Raw genomic sequence first — 19,597 nt, forward strand, 5'->3', positions numbered from 1 at the left:
CCGGCCCACCACCCCACGATCGGAGCACACCATGGACACCCTCAATATCTCGGCGACCGCGAACGGACTCAACTACCTGCCCGAGTACGTCGCCGACGTCGGCGGCCTGTTCGCCGAGCGCAGTCTCTTGGTCACCGCGAAGGCCTGCGACCCGTGGACCGGCGTCCTCGACGACATCGACTCGCACGAAGCGGACCTCGCCCTCGGTGGTCTCTGGGTCCCCGCGATGTACGCCGGCACGCCCCGGGAGCTGTCCGTCGTGGGACAGCTCAACCACGGGTTCCCGATGACCATCGTCGCCCGCGACGAGACGACCCCGATCACCCTGGACTGGCTCGCCGGCAAGGTCGTCCTGGCGCCCGGCGCCGGCGGCAGCGCCCCGTACGAGTTCACGGCCGGACTCGTCCGCGAGGCCGGGTTCGACGTCGCGGCGACCCGTTTCGTCCGCGACCTGTCGACCGCGATGCTCATCGAGCTGTACCAGGGCGGGCTCGGTGACGCGATCATCCTCGACCTCGTCTCCGCCCAGGAGCTCGTCGCCGCTGGTGGGGGCACGATCGTCTTCCGGCACCTCGACGCCGGGGGCGTGATGCCGAACAGCGTCTACTACACGCGCACGGACCGCATCGACGAGCTCGGCGACCGGGTCGACCGGTTCATGGACGGCATCGCCGCCGCGATGGCCAAGATCACCGCGGGCGACGCCGACGCCGAGATCGCGGCCGTGCTCGCCGCCCGGTGGCCGGAGAAGGACGCCGCCCTGCTGCGACGGGCCGCCGACGAGATGGCCGCCGGGGGCGTCTGGGACTCCGCGGTCGTCGACCGCGAGGCCTCCGACCGCTGGATGCGCATCCTGTTCGACGGTGGCCTCACGACCCACACCCCGTCGCTCGAGGAGCTGCTCGGCACCTCGACCGCCGTCACCGCGTCGTGACCGTCGTCCTCGGCGCCGCCGACGTCGCCGGTCTCATCGACGCCGTCGACGTCGTCGGGGCCGTGGAGGCCGTCCACGCCGACCTCGGGACCGGCGCGATGCAGCAGCCGGCCCCGGTCGCCCTGACCGGCGCCGACGACGCGCTCTTCCTGCCGATGGCCGTGCGCTCCGACCGGCTCGGGCTCGTCGCCGTCAAGCTGATGGCCGACATCCCCGACAACGGTGCGCGGGGACTCCCGTCGCAGCGGTCCACGATCCTGGTGTCCTCGTCGGTGACCGGCGAGTGCGTGGCCGTGCTCGACGGCATGACGATCACCCGGGCACGGACCGCGGCGACCACCGTGGTCGCGACGAAGCACCTCGCCCGCTCGGGCGGCCGGACCCTCGGGATCCTCGGCGCGGGCAACCTCGCCGTCGAGCACGTCCGCGCGTTCGAGGGCACACGACCGTTCGAGCGGATCGTCGTCTGGTCCCGTTCGTCGGGCACGGTCACGCGGTTCCTCGAGGCCATCGGACCGGACGTGGCTCGGCGGTGCGTGGTCGCGCCGGAGGTCCGGCGGGTAATCGAGGAGGCCGACGTCCTCTGCACCCTGACGCCCTCGATCGACCCCGTCGTCCGCGGCGCCTGGTTGCACGCCGGCCAGCACGTGAACGCCGTCGGGGCACGGCCCCGTCCGACGCACCGGGAGCTCGACGGCGCGGCGATGGCACGCGGCACCGTGTTCGTCGACAGCCGAGCCACCGCCTGGACGAAGTCCGGTGACCTGCTCGAGGCCGTCGTCGAGGGGGCACTCCCGCGGGACCTCCGCCCGGCGGAACTCGGCGAGGTCGTCGCCGGACGCGCACCCGGCCGGACCAGCGACGACGAGATCACCGTGTTCGACTCGGTCGGGCTCGGCGCGCAGGACCTCGCCGTCGCGGCCCGGCTGATCGACCTCGCACGCGAACGGGGCGCCGGGACACCGGTCACCGTGGCGAGGGTCGGGATGCCGGTTCCCGGCAGGTGACCAGGGTCGGGCGGCAGGGTGCTCCCATGCGCCGTGCTCTCCCCCTGGTCGTCAGCGGCACGGTCGCCGCGCTCGCCCTCGCCGGTTGCTCCGGTGGCGACGCCGGCGCGACCACCGCGTCGGCCGCCTCGACCGGGCTGTCCACGAGCACGCCGACGAGCGCCCCGACGACGGCGTCGGCGGGGACGGACGCCGCGACATCGGCCGCGGTCCGACGAGCGATCTCGTCGCTCGAACGCGAGTACGACGCGACGATCGGCGTCGTCGCCGTCGACACCGCCACGGGCGCGACCGTCACCCACAACGGCGACCGCCGGTTCGGCTACGCCTCGTCGATCAAGGTGTTCGCGGCCGCGCAGTTCCTGCGGACGGTCCGCGGCGACGCCCGCGACGAGGTCGTGCACTGGACCGCTGACGACGTCGCCGCCGCCGGGTACTCCCCCGTGACGGAGCAGCACGTGGCCGACGGGCTGTCGTACGCCCAGCTGGCCGAGGCAGCCGTCCGGATGAGCGACAACACGGCGCTCAACCTCGTCCTCACCCGGATCGGCGGACCGAACGGGCTCGACACGGCGCTGGCGGACCTCGGCGACACCACGACCGAGGTGGTCCACGGCGAACCGGACCTCAACACCATCGAACCGGGCAGCACCGAGGACACGACGACCCCGGCGGCGTTCACCTCGGCCCTGGCGACCGTGCTCGACGGCACCACGCTGAGCACCGCCGACACCGCACTGCTCGTCAGCTGGATGAGCGGCAACGCGACCGGCGACGCACTCATCCGGGCCGGAGCGCCGGACGGCTGGGTGGTCGCGGACAAGTCCGGTGGTGCCGGTCCGATCCGGAACGACGTCGCACGGGTGACCCGCCCCGACGGCGACACGATCGTCCTCGCCGTCCTGACCCGGCGGGACGACCCCGCGCAGCCGTACGACGACGCCCTCGTCGCGCGGTCCGCGGCAGCGGTCCTCCGCGCGTTCGACACCGGCGGCTGACCCACCCGCTCCCAGGCCCGTTCTGCACCGCGTCACACGGCGTCATGATCGACACCTGTCGGGGACCGAGCGACACTACGCTCGCTCCATGTCCTCCCCCGCTTCCCCCACGATCGTCGTCGGCGCCGGCATCATCGGGCTGAGCGCCGCGTGGCACCTCGCCGGTCTCGGTCAGCGGGTCCTGCTGCTCGACAGCGGTCCCGCCGCCGGCGGCACGACCACCGCGGGTGCCGGGTTCGTCGGGCAGTGGGCCGCCGGGTACGCCTGGTACTGGAACGAGTCCGAACGCGACATCGAGCAGTACGGCATCGACTTCTACCGCCAGCTCGCCGAGTCCGGCAACGGTCCGACCGGGTACCGGCAGAACGGCAACGTCTGGCTGACGGTCACGGAACAGGGGCGCGCCGACCACCTCCCGCCGTTCGAGGAGCACCCCCTGCGCCCGGCCGGCGCGCGGTCGCTCACCCCGGACGAGGCAGCAGCGATCGTCCCCGGGCTCGACCCGTCGGCAGTGACCGCCGGCTTCCTGCACCCCGACGGCATCCAGGTCAGCGCACCGGACACGGCGCGCGCGCTGGTCGCGTCGGTGCGGGCGCGCGGCGTGGAGATCCGTGAGCACACGCCGGGCGCCGCCCTGGAATCGCGCGACGGTTCCGTCACGGGCGTCCGGACCGTGGGTGGCGACGTCATCAGCGCCGATCGCGTCGTGCTCGCCGCCGGCAGCTGGACGAACGCGCTGCTCGCACCCTCCGGGCGCGAGCTCCCCACCGTCCGCGTCGTCGCGAGCCGCCTGGTGACGCAGCCGTTCGGCCTGCCGGACACGCTCCCGACGCTGATGCTCCCCGAGCTGCACGGCCTGTGGATCCGTGAGCACCGCGGCGGCCTGACGTACGGCGCCGGCCCAGGGTACGAAGCACTGCACGTCGGCGGTTCCGACCGCCGCACCGAACCCGACCGTCGACCGGTGCGGCCGGACCTGCTCGACGCGATGCGCACGTACCTGCACCCGATCGTCGCGAAGCTGCTGCCCGCGGCGTCGAGCGTCCTCGGCGTCGACGAGACCCCCACGCAGGGCGTCGTGTCGATGACCGCGGACCGGAACTTCATCGTCGGCCCGGTTCCCGAGCTCGTCGGTCTCGTGGTGGCCGGTGGCGACAACGAGTCCGGGGTGACGCACGGTCCCGGCCTCGGACGGATCGCCGCAGAGCTGAGCGCCACGGGGGCGACCACCCTCGGCGACGCCTCACGCTACGACCCTGCACGGTTCGCCGCCGCCGCCCCCAGCGAGGCCGAGGTCGTCCGGATGATGCCGGCTCGCCGCGAAGCCGACGCCCGACGAGCCGGAGCGGTGGCATGAGCGGCGCCACGACCGGCCAGGCGACGACGCACGTCGTCATCGGAGCCGGGGTCGTCGGTGCCGCCACCGCGTACGCCCTCACCCTCCGCGGCGAACACGTCCTGCTCGTCGAACAGCACGAGCGGGGGCACCACAACGGCTCGTCGCACGGCGCCACCCGGATCTTCCGGCAGGGCTACGCCGACGCCGAGTACGTCGCCCTGACCACCCGCGCACTGGCGCTGTGGGAAGCGCTCGAGGCCGCTGCTGGCGAAGCGCTCATCGTCCGAACCGGCGCCGTCGACCACGGCCGACCCGAGGTCGTGGACGCCATCGCCGCCGCGCTGGCGGACGCCGGCATCCCGCACGAGACCCTCACCCCGGACGACGCCGCGGACCGCTGGCCCGGCATCGCGTTCGAGGGGCACGTCCTCACCCACGCCACCGCCGGTCGCATCCGGTCCGACCGCGCGATCGAGGTCTTCCTGACCCTGGCCGACCGGACCGGGCTCGCCGACCTGCGCTTCGACACCCGGGTCACCGGGCTCGAGGACCACGGCGACGACGTGACCGTGACGCTGTCCGACGGGTCCACGCACCGCACCCCGTCCGTGGTGGCCGCGGTGGGGTCCTGGGCCCCCACGCTGGTCGGCGAGCTGCTCGCCGGACGCGGGGCGGGCCTCCCGGCCATCCGCGTCACCCAGGAACAGCCCGCGCACTTCCCCAGCCACCTGCCGGACCAGGCGTGGCCGAGCTTCGTGCACTGGGCCGACGGCGACGACGTCTACGGTCTGCTCACCCCGGGCGAGGGCGTCAAGGTCGGGTTCCACGGCACCGGGCCCGTCGTCGACCCCGATCACCGGGACTTCACACCCGTGCCGGCCGAGGCGGAGCGGTTGCAGGCGTACGTGGCGCGGTACGTGCCCGGCGTCGACGCGACGAAGCCGACGTTCATCAGCTGCCTTTACGACAACTCCCCCGACGAGGACTTCGTCATCGACCGTCGGGGTCCCCTCACCGTCGCGACCGGGTTCTCCGGGCACGGCTTCAAGTTCGCACCGCTGCTCGGCGACATGATCGCCGACCTCGCGACCGGCGGGTCACCCCATGCCCGCTTCTCCCTCTCGAAACCCTCCCCCACAGGAACCCCGTGAAGACCCGACTCCTCTCCGCGCTCGCGCTCTCCGCAGCCGTCGCCGCCGTCCTCACCGGCTGCGCGTCGACCGGTTCGTCCACCGACGTCTCCGACGGCCTGGTCATCGGCACCACCGATCCCGTCACCTCGCTCGACCCCGCCGGCGCCTGGGACCGCGGCAGCTACACCGTGCAGACGCAGCTGTACCAGCACCTGCTCACCTACCCGGCGGGCAAGACCACGACGAGCCCCGAGGTCGCGAAGTCGTGCGACTTCACCGACGGCACGCACTACGTGTGCGAGATCCGCGACGGGCTCACGTTCTCGAACGGCGACGACCTGACCGCGAAGGACGTCGTGTTCTCGTTCGAGCGGCAGGTCGGGCTCGGTGCGACGGACGGCCCCGGGTCGCTGCTCGCCAACATGCGGTCGGTCGCCGCCGACGGCTCCCAGGTCACCTTCACGCTGAAGCAGGCGAACGACCAGACGTTCCCGTACGTGCTCGCGAGCATGGCCGGCGCGATCGTCGACAGCCAGGTGTTCTCGAAGACGAAGATCCACGCGAACGACGGGGTCGTCGGGTCCGGTCCGTACGCACTGCAGCAGTCCGCGGACGGCGGAGCGACGATCGCGTTGACCGCGAACGAGGAGTACGACGGCACCGCTCCCGCGACGTCGAACGTGACCATCAAGCAGTACACGAAGTCCGCCGACCTCAAGCTCGCCGTGCAGAAGGGCGACGCGGACATCGCCTACCGCCAGCTCACGCCGACCGAGGTCACCTCGCTCGCCGACGACGACGGGCTGCAGCGCGTGCAGGGCTCGTCGGGCGAGGTCCGCTTCCTGGCGTTCAACCTCGAGACGATGCCCGGCAAGGACACCGCCCAGAAGACCGCGATCCGACAGGCCGTCGCCGCGACCGTCGACCGTGCCGCCATCGCGAAGGACGTCTACCAGGACACCTACGCACCGGCGTACTCGATCGTGCCGTCGGACTTCAGCGGTGCGACGGACGCGTTCCAGACCGAGTACGACGGTGCCGACGCCGCCGCCATCCTCGAGAAGGCCGGCGTGAGCACCCCCGTCGCGCTGCCCATCCAGTACACGACCGACCACTACGGCTCCGGCTCGGACGACGAGTACGCGCTGATCAAGCAGCAGCTCGAGGACACCGGCCTGTTCACCGTCGACCTGCAGTCGGCCAGCTGGGACACCTACGTCGGCAACGTCGGCAAGGGCGAGTACCCGGTCTTCCAGCTCGGGTTCTTCCAGGACTACCCCGACGCGTCCTCGTACCTGACGCCGGCGTACGGATCGGCTGACGTCAACCTCCTCGCGAACCACTTCGACGACACGGCCGTGACGGACCTCGTCACCGCGCAGGCCGTCGAGGCGGACCCCGCGACCCGGAAGCAGCAGATCGAGGAGGTCCAGCGGGACACCGCCGAGTCGGTGCCGTTGATCCCGCTGCTCGCCGGCCAGGAGAACGTCATCGGCCAGAAGTCGCTCACCGGGCTGACGAAGTCCGTCGACGCCTCCGGCGAGTTCCGCATCTGGGAGATCGGGCGCCCATGAGCACCGGCGACGAGACGCTGCGCGCAGCCGTCCACGCGGGGATGCCCGCGGGACTCGACGAGCTCGCGGCGCTCGTCGCCGTCCCGTCGGTCCACGACCCGGCCGTGCAGTCCCTCGACGACTGCCACCGGGTCGCCGACCGCGTCCGCGACGCGCTCCAGGACCTCGGTCTGGCAGCGCGCTGCGTCACCACGACGGACGGCTCGCGGGCGGTCATCGCGACCCACCCCGCACCCGCCGGCGCGCCGACGGTCCTGCTCTACGCACACCACGACGTCCAGCCCGCGGGCGACCTCGCGGCGTGGACGAGCGACCCGTGGACCCTGACGGAACGCGACAGCCGGCTCTACGGCCGCGGCGCGGCGGACTGCAAGGGCGGGGTGGTCACGCACCTCGTGGCGCTGCGGGCGCTCCTCGACGTGCACGGCGCGTTCCCGGTCGGGCTGGTCGTCGTCGTCGAGGGCTCCGAGGAGCAGGGCACCGACGGCCTCGAAGAGTACGTGTCCACCCACGCCGCCGATTTCGCGGACGTCGACACCGCCGTCGTGATGGACGCCGGGAACGCCGCGGTCGGCGTCCCCGCGCTCGTGACGACGCTCCGCGGGACCGCGTTCGTCGAACTGCGCGTCCGGGCACTCCGCGGCAACGTGCACTCGGGGATGTTCGGCGGCGCCGCTCCGGACGCCGTCGCGGTCCTGGTCGCACTGCTCGCCACACTCCGAGACCCGGCTGGCGACACCACCGTCGACGGGCTCGACGCCTCCCAGACCTGGGACGGGCTGCCGTACGACGCCGACCGGTTCGCCTCCGACGCCGGGCTGCTCGACGGCGCGGTGCCGATCGGGTCCGGGGACCCGGCGTCCCAGGTCTGGGCGCGCCCGGCCCTGACGGTGGTCGGCATCGACGCGCCGGGCGTCGCGGGGTCGTCCCCGTCCGTGCAGGCGACCGCCGGTGCCGCGCTGAACCTCCGCGTGCCGCCTGGTGTCGACCCCGCTGCGGCCGGTTCGCTCCTCGTCGAGCACCTGCTGCGGCGAGCGCCCGACGGCGTCGAGGTCACGGCGCAGGTCACGGGCACCGGCGACGGGTTCCGTGCGACCGCGGGGCAGTTCTCGTCGGCGTTCCGAGCGGCCCTCGCGTCGTCGTACCGCGTCCCGTCGGTGGGCTCGCTCGGCGGTGGCGGCTCGATCCCGCTCTGCGCGACCCTCGAGCGGGCGATCCCCGGGGTGGAGGTCATCCTCGCCGGGGTGTCCGAGCCGACCGCGAACGTGCACGCGCCGGACGAGAGCGTCGACCCCTCGGAGATCGAGCACATGGCCCTGGCCGAGGCGACCTTCCTGGCCGGACTCGGAGCCGCCGGAGCCTGAGCGGGCCCGCTGGCGCATCCGCTCGCGATCCGCCAGCGGATGCGCCGTCTCCGGTGCCGCCACACGACGTCGGCGCCCGGACGTCAGGCGGTGGCGACAGGTGCCGACGGCTTCCGCCGCGTCCGCACCTGCAGCACCCCGGTCAGCAGCAGCACGACCAGGCCGATCGCCACCACGACGAGCCCGCCGAGGAACCCGATGACGACGAGCAGCAGCGTCTCGGTGGACATCCCGCCGCCGGCACCGTCGCCTGCCGCGGCCACGACTGCCCCGGCCCCGGCATCAGCCGACCGCGCGACCGCTCCGACGCCGTCGACCACGGTGAACGGCACCGCGACGACCGTGCCCTGGTCACCGACGAGCACGACGTGGTGCTCGCCGGCCTCGAGTCCGGTGGTGTCGACCGAGGCAGTGGCCGTGCCGTCCTCGACGGCGAAGTCGTCACCCTGCACCGGTTCGGAGTAGGTCCACACGCTGCCGCCCTCGTCGTCGCCCGTCCACTGCAGCGAGAGCTCGAGCTGGTCACCGGCGGTGACCTCGTCGGGGATCCCGGCGTCGGCGGCAGCGACGGTGGCGATGTCGCCGGCGTCGATCTTCCGCACCAGCTCGTCGGAGTCCGCGGCGGGGGCGCTGGGCGGCTCAGCGGCCGAGGGGGCATTCGCGCTGTTCCGGGGCTGAGCGGCGGTGTTCCGCGGCGCAGCGGTCGGCGCGGCCGTCGGTGCCGTGTCCGAGGCGTTCGTGATGGTCGGTGCCGTGGCGGCCGGCGGCAGCTGCACGACGGGCGGTTGGATGACCGTGCCGCCGCCGTTCCCGCCGCCGGTGCCCCCGCCCGTGGTCGGGCCGGTCGGCAGGGTGCCGGGGACCGTCTGCCCGGCGAAGTACACCGGCGTGAAGGTCTCGAGCGCGGCGTCGGCGGCGCCGTGCGCACCGATGGTCAGGACGCCGCACTGCACGGCTCCGGACAGGCAGTCGACGCGCGCGGTCGACTGGCCGGTGAACGAGGATCGCGCGATGATGCCGGCCTGCGTGAACCCGGCGTTCTTCGTGCCGCTGAGCTTCGCGGTCGCCGCGGCTCCGGTGCCGGTGTTGTCGGGCCAGGCGACGAAGCCCTGGCCGTCCTGCCCGGTGCCACCGGACCCGGGCAGGTAGTCGTAGCCCGCTCCGGCCGCTCCCCCGGCGCTCGGGTGCTTCGTGACGTAGCCGAACAGCACGTAGAGCCCGGAGCCGTTCGTGTTCTTCGTGAACCCGGAGCCCGTGACGGTCAGCTTCGTACCGCTCGCGCCGGTCGAGAGCTCGGTGGCCGGCCGCACGTTCGTCGAGGCACCGCGGGCGTTCTCCGCCCCGGTGATCGAGCCGTCCGCACCGACGACGGTCGACCCGCCGCCGGTGCCCCCGCCGCCCGTTCCCCCGCCGCCGTTCCCGCCGCCCGTTCCCCCGCCGCCGTTCCCGCCGCCCGGGTTCGTCGGCGCCTGGACGGTCACCCGCAGGGTCGCGGTGTCCGAGGCGACCCGACCGACGACGGTCGCACCGAGGACGTTCGTGGCGACGGCGCGGTACCGGTCGCCGTGCAACCCCTCGGTGGCGGTGATGCGGAGTGTGCTGGTCGTCGCGCCGGAGACCGAGGGGCCGTCCTGCAGGTCGGCCCAGCCGGACGGGGTGTCCTGCTGCCACTGCACGGTGGGTTTCGGGGCCCCGGTCGTGGTGACCGCGAACGAGACCTGCTCCGGCTCGGCGGGGGTCGCGCCGCCGTCGGTGCCGGTGGTCGCGCCCGTCAGCGTCACGGCGACGTCGGCCGGCTGCTTCGTGAACGTCGGGGTGGTCACGACCGTGAACGCGCGGAGCCCCTGGTCGGCGGCGTCGGTCGCGGCGTTCACGACGCCGACCACCGCGTCGCCGTCGGCGGAGACCACGATCGGGTCGCCGGTGTAGGTGGTGCCGGGCTGGTACTCGGCGCCGAGCGTGGGCGCGGTGTTGCCGTCGATCGCGTAGGCGCGGACGACGTTGCCGGTGTCGGTGCTGCCGGCGGACGACACCCAGAGGCGCTTCGCGGACTCGTCGACGGCCAGGTACGCGGCGCCGCCGGCCCGGTCGATCGAGGTCGTCACGGCCGGGGTCCCCCGCAGCGAGACGGCTCGGAGCGTGGCGTCGCCGTCGTTGCTCCACCATGCCCGGCCCCGGGAGTCGACGACGGTCCCGCCGGCGGCCCCGGACGTCGCGGTGGCGCCGATCGACACGTCGGCGACCGACGCCCCGGTGTCGAGGGCGACGACGCGGGCGAGAGCGGCAGCCTGGTCGAAGACGACGGCGCGCTTGCCGGTCCAGTCGACGCCGACCGACGAGATCGTCCCGGTGACCGAGCCGATCAGGGTGGCTGTGCGGGTGACGGCGCGGACGGTCCCGCCGGCCGGACTGGGCCCGACCTCGGACACCGCACCCGAACCGGAGACTGACCCAGCACCCGCACCCGCACCGACGGCGGCCACCCGCAGCAGCCCCGCGGACCCGCCGTTGGCGGCCGGGGCGACCTGCGCGACGATCGAGCCGTCGGCGGGGTCGATCGCGAACGCCTTCGCTGCGGGAACCGCCACGGACGGCTTCACGTGCACGACGTCCCGGTAGGTGGCGTCCGTGCCGCGCTCGACGACGACGTAGCCCTGGACGTTCGCGCCGCTGCCGCCGAACTCCGCGGCGGGCAACGACGCGGTCGCGACGATGTTCCCGGTCGACGGGTCGACGCTCGGCTTCGAGGTGGCGACACCGGGGTCGATCGGTCCCGCGATGCGCTCACCGTCTTCGTCCAGGATGAAGTAACTGGCCTTGGCGGTTCCCGCAGCCGGTACCTGCACGACGTTCAGGGCGCGCGCGGCGTCGCGCACGACCGTCGTGATCCGGCCGATGGTGGCGCCACCGGCCGTGGTCTGCACGCCGGTGCTGACGAGCCCCTGGACGCCGGGTTCACTGAACCCCTGGTCGCCGTCCGTGCCCTCGGCGGCCCAGTCGCCCGTCACGGCGACCGACAGCGGGTCCAGCGCGGTGCCCGCGGCGTAGAACTGCGACGGGTTGCCGCCACCCGTGATGTCCGCCGCGAAGGCCGCCGCACCTGCCGCGGTGATCGTGGTCGGCAGACCGGTCCACGAGTACCTCCCGTCGGTGACCGATCGTGTGCCCTTGGTGACGTCGATCGTCGCGAACGCGATCCGCTTCGTCCCCGGGTCGGACTTCGTGGCGCCGGTGGTCGGGTCCACCAGCCGGACGTCGACCCCGGCGGTGAGGGTGCCGGTGGTCGGCGTGAGCTCGATCGCCGGGTCACTCAGCGAGATGACGAACGTGTGCGCCCGGTAGTCGAACACCGCGGCGCCGGAGCCCGTGACGGTGAGCTTCCGTGTGCCGGGGTCGTAGCTGCCACCCGACGCCGTGAACCGGAACGTGCCGTCGGCGTTCTTCGACGCACCGCCGGACACCGACTGCCCTGCGGCCGGCACGTAGTTCCGGAACGACTGCTTGAACCCCCAGTCGAGCGTGCCACCCGTGACGGACGTGCTCGGAGCCGAGGCGGCGGCCGCCGCGGTGGGCACGGTGCCGGCGACGGCCGCGGTCAGGCCGATGATCGCGGTGACGGTGGCACTGAGCGCGCGGAGGCGTCGGGCCGGTCTGGTCTGGGTGTGCATCGGTTCCTCGGGTCGGGTGGTGCGAGCGTGGGGAGGCGGTGCCCCGGGCGGACCCGGGGCACCGCGAGGGTCACCAGGTGACGGGGACCTGGACCTCGTCGAGGTCGACCGGGTCGTTCGCGACGCCGTGCGCCGAGAACGTCTGGACGAAGCACTCGTACTGCCCGAGGGCAGCGTTGGCGGTCGCGGTCTTCGTGGCGTCGTAGTCGCAGCTGACGGTCGCTGCTGCGTCACCGGTGTGGTGCGGGTCAGCGGTGTAGGACTTCGCGACGTCGATCGTCGTCGTGAAGCCGCCGCCGGCCGTGAACGCGCTCTTCGACACCCACTGGGCGGAGCCGAACCAGCCGGAGTTGGTGGCGTAGTCGGCCTGCTTGGGCCCGTAGACGACGTAGACGCCGAAGCCGCGCCCCTGCGCGTCCCCGTCGAACCCGTTGCCGGTGACCGTGACGGTGCCGTCCGAGACGCCGTGGAGCGCCCCCGAGCCGTCGGTCACGACCGAGGCCGGACCACTGACGGACAGGCTGGCGCCGTAGTCGTTCGTGACCGCGGTGGCCGCGGACGCGCTGACCGCGGGCAGGACGGCGATCCCGACCGCTGCGACCCCTGCCGCCAGCGTGATCCCGAACGAGCGTGCGATTCGTGCCATGTTCGTGTTCCCTTTCGATGCGGGTGCCCCCTGTGAGCACCCGGGTCCGGTGGTCCTACGGCGCGACGTCGGTCGCGGCGCCTCGTGCGGTGCGGCGGGAGTGCACGATCGCGAAGACGACGAGGGCGGCGACGGCCACGACGAGCGCGGACAGTCCGCCGAGCACGATCCGCAGGACGCCCGGGTCGATCCCGCCCGAGGACCCGTCGGCAGCCGCTGCCGCCACCGCCGAGGGGGTCGCCCCGGCCGGCGCAGTGGGGGTCGCCGACGCGGTCGGCTCCGCGGTGGAGCTCGGCTTCGTCGTCGACCGCGCGGACGGCTTCGTGGTCGCGCGGGTGTCGGCGCTCGCCTCGGACGTCGGCTCGGCGGACGGACGGGAGGCACTGCCCGCGTCCGTCGTGTCGGCCTGCGTCCGCCCGGTGGTCGCCGTGGTGCCACCACCGGCCAGCGTGCCCCCGCTGCCGTACAGGTTCTGCACCGAGACCGGCGTGAACGACTCGTTGTTCGCGTTCGCGACGCCGTGCGCCCCGATCGTGATGACGCCGCACTGCACGACAGTGCAGTCGACGGTCTTCGCGGCGCCGTTCCGGTCGAGCGCCTGGAACGTCGAACCGGGGACCTTGAGCGTCGCGGACCAGGTGCCGGTGGCGGAGTCGACGGTGCCGCCGTTCGCCAACGACGCGGTGGTGCTGCCCTCGAACGCGACGAAGTCGAGGTACCCGGTGGGGTTCGACTCGTCGTCGGGCACGTAGCTGTAGTCGACGCCCGTCGCCCCGCCCTTGCTCGGCTGCCAGGTCCCGCTCACGGTGCCGAACGCGACGTAGATGCCGCCGTACCCGTTCTTGATGCCCTGGAACCCGGAGCCGCTCAGGCGCAGCGTCGTCAGGTAGGTCGAGTCGACCTGGTCGGTGACCTCGGGGTGCCCCTCGATCGCGACGCTGACACGGCCGACCGCCGACGCGGGCGCGCCTCCGACCAGGGCAGCCCCGCCGGCGCTCAGGGCGACGAGCAGTCCGGCGAGCACGAGCCGCAGCGAGCGGGTGGGAGTGGTCACGAGGAGACCTCCTGGGGTGTCCGGGACGGCACGACGACGGGCGTGCCGGTGTTCGGGTCGGGGACGACGGTGACGGGGTGGCGGTAGACGGCACCGATCCGGTCGGCCGTCAGGACGTCGGTGGGCGTGCCGACGGCGACGATCCGGCCGCCGGCGAGCATGGCGACGCGGTCGGCGTAGGCACCGGCGAGGCTGAGGTCGTGCAGCACCACGACCACGGCGCCGCCGGCCTGTGCGTGTGCACGCGCGACCGCCAACACGGCTTCCTGGTGCCGGAGGTCGAGGGCCGCGGTGGGTTCGTCGAGGAGCAGCACCGGCGTCGACTGCGCCAGGACCCGGGCGAACGATGCCCGCGCGCGCTCGCCGCCGGAGAGCGAGGGGAACGTCTGGTCGATGCGGTCGGCGAGCTCGACCTGGTCGAGGACCCGCGCGACCACGGTGTCGTCGTCATCGGCCAGCGGGGTCCCCCGCCACGGCGCACGGCCCATCCGGACGACCTCGCCGACGCGGAACCCGAACGCCACGGCGGTGTCCTGCTCGAGCACGGCCCGTCGTCGTGCCGTGGCGACGAGGGGCTCGGTGCCGGCGGGGACGCCCTCGATCGCGACCGTCCCGGTGTGCGCGACGTCGCCGGCGATCGCGCGGAGCAGCGTGGACTTGCCGGCACCGTTCGGCCCGACGAGGGCCAGTACCTCGCCCGCGCGGACGGTCAGGTCGACGTCGGCGAGCAGTGGACGGCCGCCGATGACGACCCCGACCCCGGAGGCCACGACGGAACGGGTCATGCCCAGCCTCCCGATCGGCGGCGCGCACGGCGTAGGAGCCAGAAGAAGAAGGGTCCGCCGACGAGCGACGTCAGCATGCCGATCGGCAGGTCCGCGTACGGCACGAGCGTCCGGGCGAGCATGTCCGCGATCGTCAGCAGGAGTGCGCCGCCCAGGGTCGAGACGAGCAGCAACGGTCCGTGCGCCGGGCCGATCACCATCCGCATCAGGTGCGGGATCACCAGGCCGACGAACGCGATGATCCCGGCGAACGCGACCGCGGCGCCGACGAGCAGGGCCACCACGACGATGGCGGCGATGCGGACGGCCTCCACCCGCACCCCCACGTGCCGAGCGGCCCGGTCACCGAGCGACAGCAGGTCGAGCGACCGGGTGAGCAGCACCGAACCGACGAGTCCGGCGCCGATGACCGGGGCGATCGCCGCGGCCTGGTCCCACATCGAGCCGTTCAGGGACCCGAGCTGCCAGAACACGATCTGCTCGCGCGCCTGCTGGTCGCCGAGGAACGTCAGGAACGCCAGCCCGGCACCCGTGAAGGCGTTCACCGCGATCCCGGTGAGCAGCAGCGTCACGACCTCGGTCCGGCCGCCGGCGCGGGACAGGCCGTAGACGAGCAGGGTCGCGACGAGTCCCGCGGCGAAGGCCATCAGCGGTGTCGTCCAGTACCCCGCGAACTGCAGCCCGAAGACGATCGAGGCGCAGGCGCCGAACGCCGCTCCGCCGGAGACCCCGACGACGCCGGGGTCGGCGAGCGGGTTCGAGAACACGGCCTGCATGAGCACACCGGCGGCGGCGAGCGCGGCGCCGATCACCAGCGCCATCACGACCCGGGGGAAGCGGATCGTCCAGAGCGCCTGGGTGACGAGGTCGTCGGATGGTCCCTCCACGGGCAGGCCGACGGAGCGCGCGACGGTCCGGAGCACCTCGGCGGGCGAGATGCCGAGCTGTCCGATGCTCGCCGACACCAGCGTCGCGACGACGAGGCCCACCACGAGTCCGACGGTCAGCAGCGTGACCCGGCCGGCCCGGGACCTGGACGTGACCGCCGGTGCGGCGGGGACGTGCGTGGCGGGCGCGACCCGTTCCTCCAGGGTCACGAGGCGTCCGCCGGACCGTAGATCGCCGCTGCCAACGCAGCCACGATCTCGGGCGTGCGCGGCCCGAAGCTCATCACGGTCGTGTCGGCCATGTCCACGATTCGGCGGTGCTGTCCCGCCGGGGTCTGCGCGATCGCCGGCACCCGCTGGAGCAGCCCGTCGACCCCGCCGACGGACTCGAGCCCCTTCGTCATCATGATGACCAGGTCCGGCTGCATCGCGACGAGCGCCTCGGCGTTCACCGGACGCATGCCCTTCCAGTCCTGCTCCGTCGCGACGTCCCGCGCACCGACCGCGTCGATGAGCGAGTCCGCGCCGGACTCCTCGCCGAACAGGTAGTAGACGCCCGCGCTCCCCCGCACGTAGAGGAACACCGTCTTGAGCTTGTCGGCCTGCGCCTGCGGGGCGATGCGGTCGACCTGCTCGGCGACCGCCTGCTGCTGCGCGTGCACCTCGGCGGACAGTCGCTCCCCCGTCTCCGGCACGCCGAGCGCCGTCGACACCTGGTCGATGATCGTGTCGGTGTTCGAGGTGTCCCGGTGCGAGTCCACGATGACGACCGGCACACCCGCCTTCCGGATCTGCAGGACGACGTCCCACGGGCCGAGCGACGAATCGGTCAGGAGCACGGTGGGGCGGAGCGCGAGGATCGCCTCGGCGGAGAGCTCGTGGCCGTTCTGGGTCACGAGGGGCAGGTCCTCGGTGCCGGCGAACCCGGTCGAGACGTCACGGCCGACGAGGTCGTCACCGAGGCCCAGGCCGTACACGGTCGAGGACAGCGTGCCGTAGATGTCGAGGGCCAGGATCCGGTCGGCGCTCTCGACGGTGACCTCGGTGCCCTGGTTGTCGGTGACGGTGACGGGCAGTTCCGGCGCGTCGACCTCGCTCGCCTTCGGCGGCAGGTCGGTCGACAGGGTCGCGGTGGTCGCGCCGGTGACGGACTTCGCGTCGGTCGCCGGGGCGATGGCCTGGAGGCTCGTGGCCGGGTCCGTCGCGCTCGTCGCGGGGTCGGTCGTGCCGTTCGCACCCCGTGCGGACCCCGCCCCGCCGGCTGCGGTGCAGCCCGTGGCGACGGCGAGCACGACGAGGGTGGACGCGGCGGCGAGGGCGGCGCGGCGGAGTGGCGACATTGAGATGGTCCCGAGGTGCTGTGAAGTTAGGTGAGGCTCACCTAACCGTTAACTTAGGTGACCCTCACCTCGCTTGTCCAGCGGGTGTCGCGCAGCACCGCTACGGTGGACCTCGTGCGCATCGTGGTGGCTCCAGACTCGTTCAAGGGGACCGCGACCGCGGCCTCCGTCGCCCAGGCGGTCGGCGACGGCTGGCTGGCCGAGCGGCCCGACGACGACGTCGTGCTCGTCCCGATGGCCGACGGTGGCGAGGGCACCCTCGACGCCTTCGCCACCGCGATCCCCGGTGCGGTCCGTGTGCCGGTCACCGTCACCGGTCCCGCCGGCACCCCGGTCGACGCCCATTGGCTGCAGCTGCCCGACGGCCGCGCGGTCGTGGAACTCGCGGCGACGAGCGGCCTCCCGCTCCTGCCCTCGCTCACGCCCGACACCGCGACGTCGCGCGGGTTCGGTGAGGCGATCGCCGCCGCGCTGGACGCCGGCGCCACCGGCCTCGTGCTCGGCATCGGCGGCAGCGCCTCGACCGACGGCGGACGACCGGTGCTCGAAGCCCTCGGTCTGGACGGAGCGGGACTGCGCGCGCTCCCACCGCTCGGCGTCACCGTGCTGACCGACGTGACCTCTCCCCTGCTCGGCCCGACCGGCGCGGCTGCCGTGTTCGGACCGCAGAAGGGCATCGAGCCGTCGCGGGTCGCGTTCTTCGACGAGCAGCTGGCCGCGTGGGCCGCGCGGTTCCCGTCCGTCGACCCCGCGACCCCTGGGGCCGGAGCGGCCGGCGGCGTCGGCTTCGGGCTGCTCGCCTGGGGTGCGACGCTCGCACGCGGTGCCGACGGGGTCGCCGAGGTGCTCGGGCTCCGCGACGCGGTGCAGGGCGCCGACGTCGTGATCACCGGCGAGGGACGCTTCGACGGGCAGTCCGCCGCGGGCAAGGTGCCGTCCGTGGTGCACGCACTCGTGTCGACGCACGCCCCGGGAGCGCGCACGATCCTCGTCGCGGGCGCGATCGACGCTCCGCTCGACGACTTCGCGGCGGCGGCGTCGCTCACGGTGCTCGCGACGCAGACGACCGGTGAGCCCGCCGATGCCCTGGCCGACCCGCTGCGCTTCGCGACCATCGCCGGGCAGCGGCTCGCCCGCATGGCCTGATCAGTCGACCGCGTCGCCCCACCCGCGCTCGGTCGCCATCGCTGCGATGCGGTTCGCGATCGTGATCGCGTGGGCTCGACCGCTGTCGTCTGCTCGCACGTCACGCAACGCGGTCGCGAACGCCGCGGCCACGCCGCCCCGGATGCGATCGACGGTTGCTTCGGCAGCTGCAGCGTCGATCCTGAGCAGTCGTGCGCACTTGACGAACTCCGCCATCCCGATGCGGTTCATCCGACGCTCGCCACCGATGTTCACGGCGGACTCGACCGGCTGCGCACCCGAGTAGAGGATGTTCGAGCCGAGGTCGTACAGCGGGGCGAGCTGCGTCCGCCGCCCCGGGTGCACCAACGAGTAGTTCTTGGCGTGCGCGTCCGTGTTGACCGAGGCGACGGAGTACACGAGTCCTTGGAACAGCCGCTCGGTCGCGTCTCGGACGACCGAGGGTGACAGCGACAGGAGGACACGGGCGAACTCTGCGACACCCGGTCCCCCATCGGCTTGGTACTTCCGCACCGGATCGACCGAGAGCGCCTGGGCAAAGTCCTCTTGGTGGATGCGGTGGAACCTGCCGTCGTCTCCGATCACGCGGTCGTACCGACGACTCACGAAGACGTGGCGGCCGCGCTCGGTCCGCATGATCTCGTGGTCGGCGACGTTCAGCCCCAGGTACCGGGCGGCCCGCATCGTGAGGAACTCGTTCACTTCGTGACGAGAATCCAGCCCCGCTGGCTTCAGGATGTACGTCGTCGGCGTTGCATCGCGCGGGAGGCCCCACCGACCGGACTCTTCATCGCGGTAGAGCGCCACCTTGGGCTGCGCACCGGCCAGGGACCAACGGATGTCGTCCCGTCGTCGCTGCCACGCACCTGCCTCGGTGACGATGCCGTCGATGAGTTCCTCGAACTCGCCGTCGGACAGGTACTCGATGTCTCCGACCTGCCGCTCGGCGTCGCGGGATGGTTCCTCCGACGGGAGGAGCTGCAAGGCTCCGGCGGTGTCCTCGCCCACGTGACGGAGCAAGGCGAAGGGGTTGCGCGCTGAGGTGTGGTGGTTCCGAGCGATTGCTTCGAGGGTTTCGTTGTTGTCGGGCAGCAACCCCTGCAGGAACGGCGCGACGACTCGGTGCTTGTAGACAGCACCCGTGACGATCGGCATGGCGATCGACAGCGGAGTGGACGCCGGCGAGTAGTCATCGTCGTAGCGGAAGGTGAGCTGTCCGCCACGCGTCTGCTCGACGACGCCGATCCGGTGCCCGTCGATGTACGCGATGAGTTCGCTCATCGTCGACCGGCCTCGTCCCCGTCGTCCGTCAGCGCGAGCGTGAGCCCGAGTGCCTCGACGACCGCGAAGACCTTCTGCAGCGAGGGGTTCGGCAATCGGCCGTTCTCGAGTTGCACGAGCCACTGCCGCTGGACACTCGCCTGGTCGGCGAGCGCAAGCTGCGTCCGCCCTGCCCGCAGCCTCGCCGTCCTGAGCGCGGAGCCGAGTTGCGCCAGGGAATACACCGAAGTCATCGCCACGAACCACTCCTCTCCGGAGATGTCCGATACAGCGTACATACCAAAATGTCCGATCCACAAGACTTTCCCGGATGTCCGACACACCGGACACTGCCCCTGGGGGCGGGCATTCCGACCAAGGGAGTCCCAACGGAACCTCCCACCCGATGGCGCGCTCCACGAGACTGGTTCCGGGCCGGAACCGGCCCGGACACGCACCACC

At 72.9% G+C, this 19,597-nt stretch carries 16 protein-coding genes; 8 read left to right on the forward strand and 8 right to left on the reverse strand.

All coding sequences use genetic code 11. The features are described 5' to 3' along the window. The first annotated feature begins 31 nt into the window (after positions 1-31). From EDF19_RS04885 to EDF19_RS04915, 7 genes are all read left to right on the forward strand, one after another. The gene (locus tag EDF19_RS04885) at positions 32-934 is read left to right on the forward strand and encodes an ABC transporter substrate-binding protein (protein WP_123679747.1); all 903 of its coding nucleotides are present in this window, start codon (positions 32-34) and stop codon (positions 932-934) included. Then, a complete protein-coding gene (locus tag EDF19_RS04890) occupies positions 931-1,941 on the forward strand; it encodes an ornithine cyclodeaminase family protein (protein WP_123679748.1) in 1,011 nt (336 codons plus the stop codon). The genes EDF19_RS04885 and EDF19_RS04890 overlap by 4 nt, the downstream gene beginning before the upstream one ends. A 26-nt stretch (positions 1,942-1,967) precedes the next feature. Next, entirely contained in the window at positions 1,968-2,939 is a 972-nt protein-coding gene (gene bla, locus EDF19_RS04895) for a class A beta-lactamase (RefSeq protein ID WP_123679749.1), read from the forward strand. 88 nt (positions 2,940-3,027) lie between these two features. Continuing rightward, positions 3,028-4,296, forward strand: coding sequence for an FAD-binding oxidoreductase (locus EDF19_RS04900; RefSeq protein ID WP_123679750.1), 1,269 nt, complete (start codon positions 3,028-3,030; stop codon positions 4,294-4,296). Further along, a complete protein-coding gene (locus EDF19_RS04905) occupies positions 4,293-5,429 on the forward strand; it encodes an FAD-dependent oxidoreductase (protein ID WP_123679751.1) in 1,137 nt (378 codons plus the stop codon). The genes EDF19_RS04900 and EDF19_RS04905 overlap by 4 nt, the downstream gene beginning before the upstream one ends. Further along, on the forward strand, positions 5,426-6,985 hold the full coding sequence (locus EDF19_RS04910) for an ABC transporter substrate-binding protein (protein WP_123679752.1): 1,560 nt from the start codon (positions 5,426-5,428) through the stop codon (positions 6,983-6,985). Before EDF19_RS04905 ends, EDF19_RS04910 begins: the two co-directional genes overlap by 4 nt. Continuing rightward, a complete protein-coding gene (locus EDF19_RS04915; protein WP_123679753.1) occupies positions 6,982-8,349 on the forward strand; it encodes a M20/M25/M40 family metallo-hydrolase in 1,368 nt (455 codons plus the stop codon). Before EDF19_RS04910 ends, EDF19_RS04915 begins: the two co-directional genes overlap by 4 nt. Before the next feature lie 83 nt (positions 8,350-8,432). On the opposite strand, the gene EDF19_RS04920 is transcribed toward EDF19_RS04915, so the two are convergent. From EDF19_RS04920 to EDF19_RS04945, 6 genes are all read right to left on the reverse strand, one after another. Next, the gene (locus tag EDF19_RS04920) at positions 8,433-12,017 is read right to left on the reverse strand and encodes an HtaA domain-containing protein (RefSeq protein WP_123679754.1); all 3,585 of its coding nucleotides are present in this window, start codon (positions 12,015-12,017) and stop codon (positions 8,433-8,435) included. 70 nt (positions 12,018-12,087) lie between these two features. Continuing rightward, the gene (locus EDF19_RS04925; protein WP_123679755.1) at positions 12,088-12,663 is read right to left on the reverse strand and encodes a hypothetical protein; all 576 of its coding nucleotides are present in this window, start codon (positions 12,661-12,663) and stop codon (positions 12,088-12,090) included. 55 nt (positions 12,664-12,718) lie between these two features. Further along, on the reverse strand, positions 12,719-13,717 hold the full coding sequence (locus tag EDF19_RS04930) for a hypothetical protein (RefSeq protein WP_123679756.1): 999 nt from the start codon (positions 13,715-13,717) through the stop codon (positions 12,719-12,721). Further along, positions 13,714-14,502, reverse strand: coding sequence for a heme ABC transporter ATP-binding protein (locus EDF19_RS04935; protein ID WP_123679757.1), 789 nt, complete (start codon positions 14,500-14,502; stop codon positions 13,714-13,716). The genes EDF19_RS04930 and EDF19_RS04935 overlap by 4 nt, the downstream gene beginning before the upstream one ends. Beyond that, positions 14,499-15,593: an iron ABC transporter permease gene (locus tag EDF19_RS04940; RefSeq protein WP_185022702.1), complete on the reverse strand. Its 1,095-nt coding sequence runs from the start codon at positions 15,591-15,593 to the stop codon at positions 14,499-14,501. Before EDF19_RS04940 ends, EDF19_RS04935 begins: the two co-directional genes overlap by 4 nt. Before the next feature lie 2 nt (positions 15,594-15,595). After that, on the reverse strand, positions 15,596-16,729 hold the full coding sequence (locus EDF19_RS04945; RefSeq protein ID WP_123679758.1) for a hemin ABC transporter substrate-binding protein: 1,134 nt from the start codon (positions 16,727-16,729) through the stop codon (positions 15,596-15,598). A gap of 114 nt (positions 16,730-16,843) precedes the next feature. On the opposite strand from EDF19_RS04945, the gene EDF19_RS04950 reads away from it, so the two are divergent. Continuing rightward, complete coding sequence (locus EDF19_RS04950) at positions 16,844-17,875, forward strand: glycerate kinase (protein WP_123679951.1); 1,032 nt, start codon at positions 16,844-16,846, stop codon at positions 17,873-17,875. On the opposite strand, the gene EDF19_RS04955 is transcribed toward EDF19_RS04950, so the two are convergent. Both EDF19_RS04955 and EDF19_RS04960 read right to left on the reverse strand, forming a co-directional pair. Continuing rightward, positions 17,876-19,156 carry a HipA domain-containing protein gene (locus EDF19_RS04955; protein WP_123679759.1) on the reverse strand — a complete coding sequence of 427 codons (1,281 nt, stop codon included), beginning with the start codon at positions 19,154-19,156 and terminating at the stop codon, positions 17,876-17,878. Beyond that, positions 19,153-19,389: a helix-turn-helix transcriptional regulator gene (locus EDF19_RS04960; RefSeq protein WP_123679952.1), complete on the reverse strand. Its 237-nt coding sequence runs from the start codon at positions 19,387-19,389 to the stop codon at positions 19,153-19,155. Before EDF19_RS04960 ends, EDF19_RS04955 begins: the two co-directional genes overlap by 4 nt. Positions 19,390-19,597: the final 208 nt, after the last annotated feature.

The sequence above is a fragment of the Curtobacterium sp. PhB115 genome (assembly GCF_003752025.1).
Taxonomy (GTDB): Bacteria; Actinomycetota; Actinomycetes; order Actinomycetales; family Microbacteriaceae; genus Curtobacterium.

What these genes read in the sequence shown, in the direction of transcription:
- EDF19_RS04885 (WP_123679747.1), top strand. Translation starts at nt 32, where the DNA reads ATGGACACCCTCAATATCTCGGCGACCGCGAACGGACTCAACTACCTG.
- bla (WP_123679749.1), top strand. Translation starts at nt 1,968, where the DNA reads ATGCGCCGTGCTCTCCCCCTGGTCGTCAGCGGCACGGTCGCCGCGCTC.
- EDF19_RS04900 (WP_123679750.1), top strand. Translation starts at nt 3,028, where the DNA reads ATGTCCTCCCCCGCTTCCCCCACGATCGTCGTCGGCGCCGGCATCATC.
- EDF19_RS04905 (WP_123679751.1), top strand. Translation starts at nt 4,293, where the DNA reads ATGAGCGGCGCCACGACCGGCCAGGCGACGACGCACGTCGTCATCGGA.
- EDF19_RS04915 (WP_123679753.1), top strand. Translation starts at nt 6,982, where the DNA reads ATGAGCACCGGCGACGAGACGCTGCGCGCAGCCGTCCACGCGGGGATG.
- EDF19_RS04920 (WP_123679754.1), bottom strand. Translation starts at nt 12,017, where the DNA reads ATGCACACCCAGACCAGACCGGCCCGACGCCTCCGCGCGCTCAGTGCC.
- EDF19_RS04925 (WP_123679755.1), bottom strand. Translation starts at nt 12,663, where the DNA reads ATGGCACGAATCGCACGCTCGTTCGGGATCACGCTGGCGGCAGGGGTC.
- EDF19_RS04935 (WP_123679757.1), bottom strand. Translation starts at nt 14,502, where the DNA reads ATGACCCGTTCCGTCGTGGCCTCCGGGGTCGGGGTCGTCATCGGCGGC.
- EDF19_RS04945 (WP_123679758.1), bottom strand. Translation starts at nt 16,729, where the DNA reads ATGTCGCCACTCCGCCGCGCCGCCCTCGCCGCCGCGTCCACCCTCGTC.
- EDF19_RS04955 (WP_123679759.1), bottom strand. Translation starts at nt 19,156, where the DNA reads ATGAGCGAACTCATCGCGTACATCGACGGGCACCGGATCGGCGTCGTC.
- EDF19_RS04960 (WP_123679952.1), bottom strand. Translation starts at nt 19,389, where the DNA reads ATGACTTCGGTGTATTCCCTGGCGCAACTCGGCTCCGCGCTCAGGACG.